At 42.9% G+C, this 5,939-nt stretch carries 4 protein-coding genes; all 4 read left to right on the top strand.

Annotation, left to right across the window (positions count from 1 at the left end; genetic code table 11):
* The first annotated feature begins 413 nt into the window (after nt 1-413).
* The 4 genes from Q0779_RS23485 (at nt 414) to Q0779_RS23470 (ending at nt 5,879) form a co-directional block, all read left to right on the top strand.
* Complete coding sequence (locus Q0779_RS23485) at nt 414-932, top strand: Hcp family type VI secretion system effector (protein ID WP_298776674.1); 519 nt, start codon at nt 414-416, stop codon at nt 930-932.
* 255 nt (nt 933-1,187) lie between these two features.
* A complete protein-coding gene (locus tag Q0779_RS23480; protein WP_298776673.1) occupies nt 1,188-4,241 on the top strand; it encodes a type VI secretion system Vgr family protein in 3,054 nt (1,017 codons plus the stop codon).
* Entirely contained in the window at nt 4,241-4,684 is a 444-nt protein-coding gene (locus Q0779_RS23475) for a hypothetical protein (RefSeq protein ID WP_298776672.1), read from the top strand. The genes Q0779_RS23480 and Q0779_RS23475 overlap by 1 nt, the downstream gene beginning before the upstream one ends.
* An 85-nt stretch (nt 4,685-4,769) precedes the next feature.
* Complete coding sequence (locus tag Q0779_RS23470) at nt 4,770-5,879, top strand: N-acetylmuramoyl-L-alanine amidase (RefSeq protein WP_298776670.1); 1,110 nt, start codon at nt 4,770-4,772, stop codon at nt 5,877-5,879.
* Nucleotides 5,880-5,939: the final 60 nt, after the last annotated feature.

Here is a 5,939-nt window from a genome sequence, read left to right as displayed (position 1 = left end):
AGTACATGAAAAAGCCAGTCGGGGGTTCCAACTGGCTTAATAAAAACCGTCAACCTATTTTAGGACTAGACAATCAAGCTGGGCAATAAGTTGCTCAGCTGGGCAATAATTTGCTCGATTCAGGCAAGTTATTGCCCAAAAAAAACATGGTGAAAATAATTAACCATAAAAAACAATTATTTAAAAGTTGGCACACTTAATGCCTTATATACTGTGTACGACAAAGAGGAGCAAACGTGAGATGCATACTCTTATCGATAAGAATATCAAGTATGGTCGCTGACAATAAACGGCGGTTCATCATAGATGTTAACTAATATATCTTAACTATTTATATGTTAAAGAATAGATGTTAACTAATATATCTTAAAAAAATTCATTTAATAAAGCGTTTAAAATAAAAGGAATTAATCATGCCAACACCATGTTATATCTCAATCGAAGGTCAAACTCAGGGTAACATTACTGCAGGTGCATTCACTGCTGATTCTGTGGGCGACATCTTCGTTGAAGGTCATGAAGATGAGATGCTAGTACAAGAGTTTAATCACGTCGTGACAGTACCGACGGATCCACAATCGGGTCAGCCTTCAGGGCAACGTGTGCATAAGCCATTTGTCTTTACTGTTGCGTTAAACAAAGCCGTACCGCTAATGTATAACGCGCTATCAACCGGTGAAAAATTAAATTCAGTGGTCATGAACTGGTACCGCACATCGATTGAAGGTAAGCAAGAGCACTTCTTTTCAACCACATTAGAAGGGGCGACTATCGTCGATATCGATTGTCACATGCCACATTGCCAAGATCCAACGCAATCTGATTTCACTCAGCTTGTAAAAGTGTCGCTTGCTTATCGTAAGATCATTTGGGATCACACATCAGCAGGTACATCAGGTGCCGATGACTGGCGTAAACCGACTGAAGCGTAATGAGCGTGCCGCTTAAATGATTAGCGGCAACGAATAAGCGCCGATCCATCAGGATCAATAAAAGGCTTCTATTGAAGCCTTTTTGTTTACTTTATGATTTCAACATGATTATTTTGAGTTAATTGGTTTTATGTCAGAGATTATTCAAATGAAATAATCACAAAATCGTGTTTATTGTTAAGGCATTATCGCTTGATTAAATAAAGAATGACGCTTTAGCAATAGGCGTGTTTCAATGGGGAAAAGGATTTTACTATGACGGGATCGGCAAGTGGCATATTGGCAGGGACAGGGCTACGCTTTCAATTTCAAGCACAAGGGTTAGACAAGGACACTTTTAATTTAGTGCATTTTGAGTTTGAAGAGGCACTGTCCACGCCCTTTGAAGTGAAGATGACACTCTTGAGCGCGCAACATGACTTGAGTGCGGCTGACATTGTCGATTTATCAGGATTAATGCAATGGGCCATGCAAGGCGAGATAAAACGTCAAGTCCATGGCATAGTGAAAGCCTTTTCAAAAGGTGATACCGGTCATCATCATACGGTTTACCATATCACCTTAGTGCCCGCGTTATCTCGGCTCAAATTACGTCAAAATAGTCGAATTTTTCAAGCCCAAAGCCCGGTCGCCATTATCTCTACTATTTTGAGTGAAATGAACATTCTTGATGTGGCCTTTAATTGCGATCCCGCGCTGGACGAGCGGGTGCGAGAATATTGCGTGCAATACCGTGAAACCGATTTTGAGTTTATCAGTCGCCTCGCGGCTGAAGAAGGGCTGTTTTATCACTTTGAACACACCGACACCCGTCATATTCTCGTTTTCAGTGATAGCACGCAAAAGTTGAGTAATATTGGTTTTCCTTTTCCTTACAATGCCCTAAGTGGAGGGGTGGCCGACACGCCCTTTATGGGGGAATTTGCCTTTACCCATCAAGTGAGGCCTGCCAGTGTGGCATTAAAAGATGCCAGTTTTCACAATCCGGCTTACTCATTTTTGCTAGAAAGCCATGGTGAAACACTGGATTATCAAAATGATGTGTATGAGCATTTTGACTTTCCCGGCCGCTTTAAAGACGATGACAGCGGTCAAGTGTTTACTCAAGCAAGGTTAGATTACCTTCGCCGTGATGCCCAAGTGGCTGTGGGTAAAAGCAATATCATGCAGGCCAGTGCAGGCTATAAATTCGATTTAGCCGAGCACATTGACGACACCTTTAATCGTGACTGGCTATTAGTGCGCATTAAACATCAAGGCATTCAAGGGGCGGGGGCAGAGGGGGCTAATACGTCTGTGCCCACCACTTATCATAACGAAGTCACTAGTATTCCCGCCAGCAGTGCTTGGCAAGCCAAGCCTCAGCCAAAACCTCGCGTGACGGGGCCACAAATGGCCACTGTCGTCGGCCCTGAAGGCGAAGAGATTTTTTGTGACGAGTTTGGTCGCGTGAAATTGCAATTCCCCTGGGACAGATACAGTAACGGTGATGATATCTCAAGTTGCTGGGTCCGTGTCAGCCAAGGCTGGACAGGTGGCCAGTATGGCATGATGTCGGTGCCTCGAATTGGTCATGAGGTCATCGTCTCCTTTGTGGAAGGCGATCCCGATCAACCCATTATCACGGGGCGCACTCACAATGCCATCAACTTGCCGCCGTATGCGTTGCCTGACCATCAAACTCGTACGGTATTAAAAACCCAAAGCCATAAAGGGGAAGGCAGCAACGAGCTGCACTTTGAAGATGAAGCGGGTGAAGAGGTGGTGTATTTTCACGCCCAAAAAGACATGCAGCAGTTAATTGAAAACGATCAAAGCTTGCATGTGTTGGCTAATCAACATTGGGATGTGACGCAAGATCGTGTCACTCAAGTCACCAATAATGATCACTTAACCTTAGAGGCCGACAGCCACACCTTAATCAGCAAAGACAGCATGTTAGCAGTCAAAGCCAGCCATCATCAAAAAGTCAGTAAAAAACAGCTCATGAAGGTGGGCAGTGAAGTACACCTCAAATCCAAAGGTGAACTGGTGTTGGATGCAGGGAGTGAGATCACCCTAAGCGGCGGGGGCAGTTTCCTAAAAGTGGATCCCGCAGGCGTGCATTTGGTAGGCGCGAAAGTGAATCTGAATTCGGGAGGGGGCGCAGGCACTGGAACAGCGTGTAAGGTGAAAAAGCCCCTAATAGCAAACGCATTAGATGAAGCTATTTGTCCTGAGACGGGGGAGGTGATTAAGCAGGCTGCGACGCTTCAAGTCACTGATATTGAGGAAGTGGAGTTTGATTACACCGCAATAGAAATGGTGCAAACGCAGGGTGTTATGAGTGGAAGTGCTGAGGGTGTTACTGGAGGCGGAGCAAGTGCTTCCAATCAAGCTGGTAATTCAGCTAATAGCTCAAGTAATAGCCAAATAGAAGAGGCTGAAGAATTAGCGGTTATCAATACTCGTACCTTCCCAGATAACGACTTACAAAACCTATTACAGGCGAATAATCAACACGTGATGTTACTGAATGTTGGTGAGGCGTTTGAGGCATTACAAGCCTTAGGTTGGGATGACGTGAAATCCACATGGAAAGAAGTCACGAATACCACAACAGGTCAAATAGTCATTAGTTATGGGTTGAACGGTAAGGATGTGGTCACCACATCTATGATTATTTCCCAGTTTGGTAACTTAGGCATTAAAGCGACGACTTATGTCAACAAAGCCGGAACGGAAATGATCAAATTCACCGGATATGCTGGCATACGCAAAGTACTCAATGCCCCAGCTTATGGTCTCAAGAACATGAAAGTGGTGCAATTAGGGATCGGGAAATATGGATTAGCCAATTCCATTAAACAAGGTGGCGTATTAACTTTTTATGTGGCAGCCGCTTATCGCACGCTGGACTACATTCTGAATGATGAGCAAGAATTGGCTCGATATCTTGGCTCCCTTGCTACCGATGTGGTTAAGATTGGCATCGTGTCGGCTATTACGTGGGGGGTTGGTGCTGGAGTTATGGCTTTAACTTCAGTGGTTAGTGCATCGCTAGTTGCTGTTGTTTTGGTAGGTTTTGCTGCATCAGTAGGATTAAATTATATTGATGAAAAGTACGGGATTACTGATAAGGTGGTTGAATCATTAGAGAAAGCTCAGCAAGAAGTGATCGAAAAAGCCAGAGAAATTGAAGATGGTTTTTGGGATCTAGGTGCCATGTTAATTGATGGCATGCTTGAGCAGGGGAAAAAAGTGATTCAAAATGAGATAAAAGGATACATAAAAAATGCAATTAATGAAATACAGCCTAGGTTATATTAATGGAATTATCGATAAAAAATAGAAAAAGGGTTGCTGCACTTTTTGTATTCTCTGTTTGTACTTTCCTTGGTGTGTGGGGAACGGTTTGGGGAATAGAAGAAGTTATTACTTATTTTAACTTTGAAGACATTATTTTAATTAGTAGGGGAAGTGTCGCTTTACCTATATTCTCTATAGCTTTCTACTTGTTTGCTTATATAGCTGTAGTTGGGTTTATTTCTGGTGAGGAGGTTCCAAGTCATATTGTTAAAAAAATATTAAAACCTATTTTTTTATCAGTGATTTTAGGTTTTTCTATGATGATTATTTTTGGGGTTACTTTTTCTACTTATATAGAAAAACAAGGTTATATTCGTTGTTCAGGTACACCTTTAGGTTATATGCCGGCCATGGGTGTTAAATATGTTAAAGAGCCTGAGCTTTGTAATAAAAAATACAAGTAATGATGTGAGTAGTGATGCGAATAACATGGACAGGCATTGTTAAAGCTAACCCATAGTTACAGGCCGCACCCACAATGCCATCAACTTGCCGCACTATTTCCCCAGTGCGGCCTTACCGGATCATCAAACGCGCACTGTGTTGAAAACCCAATCTCACAAAGGCGAAGGCAGTAATGAATTGCACTTTGAAGATGAGGCGGGTGAAGAAGCCATTTATTTTCATGCACAAAAAGACATGCAGCAGTTAATTGAGAACGATCAGAGTTTGCATATCTTGGCTAATCAACATTGGGATGTGACGCAAGATCGTGTCACTCAAGTCACCAATAATGATCACTTAACCTTAGAGGCCGACAGCCACACCTTAATCAGCAAAGACAGCATGTTAGCAGTCAAAGCCAGCCATCATCAAAAAGTCAGTAAAAAGCAGCTCATGAAGGTGGGCAGTGAAGTACACCTTAAATCCAAAGGTGAACTGGTGTTAGATGCAGGCTCAGAAATTACCTTAAGCGGCGGTGGCAGTTTCCTAAAAGTGGATCCCGCAGGCGTACATTTGGTGGGGGCGAAAGTGAATCTGAATTCGGGAGGAGGAGCAGGTTCGGGTAGTCAATGTAAAGTGAAAAAGCCTGAGGCGGCAATGACATTAGACGAGGCCATCTGCCCTGAGACGGGGGAGGTGATTAAGCAGGCTGCGACGCTTCAAGTCACTGATATTGAGGAAGTGGAGTTTGATTACACCGCAATAGAAATGGTGCAAACGCAGGGTGCAGCTCAAACATCGAATGTAGATCCATTGACTCAAAATATTCAACAATATGCAGCCAATAATCCTTATCCAACGATGGCAAAACGGAGTTACTCAACAATAGACCCCGACTACTCAGACTTAGATGAGAATGATGTTCCATATTCTTTAGTAACTTTACATCATACTGGAGACCCAACAACACCGGGTGAGGTTGAGAATATTCATCGAGCTAATGAAGGAATTATTACGTTAATTAGAACCTTAGGAAGTGTTGTTAATCTAGCCCAGAAATATAATCTAGCTGATGTAGGATACCATTATATGATTGCTGAGGATGGAACTATATATGAGGGAAGATCCTTAGATTATGCTGGAGCACATGTCAGTGGAAACAATAAAGGAAACATTGGTATTGCCTTTTTAGGTGACTATACTGTTCCGTCCTGAGGTAAGTTGACACTTTGGAGACTTATCTATGAAAACCTCAAAAGCAATGGGCGTTAAACG

The sequence above is a fragment of the uncultured Shewanella sp. genome, from assembly GCF_947491715.1.
In the GTDB taxonomy this organism is placed as follows: Bacteria; Pseudomonadota; Gammaproteobacteria; order Enterobacterales; family Shewanellaceae; genus Shewanella.
This window is presented reverse-complemented; position numbering and strand designations above follow the sequence as displayed.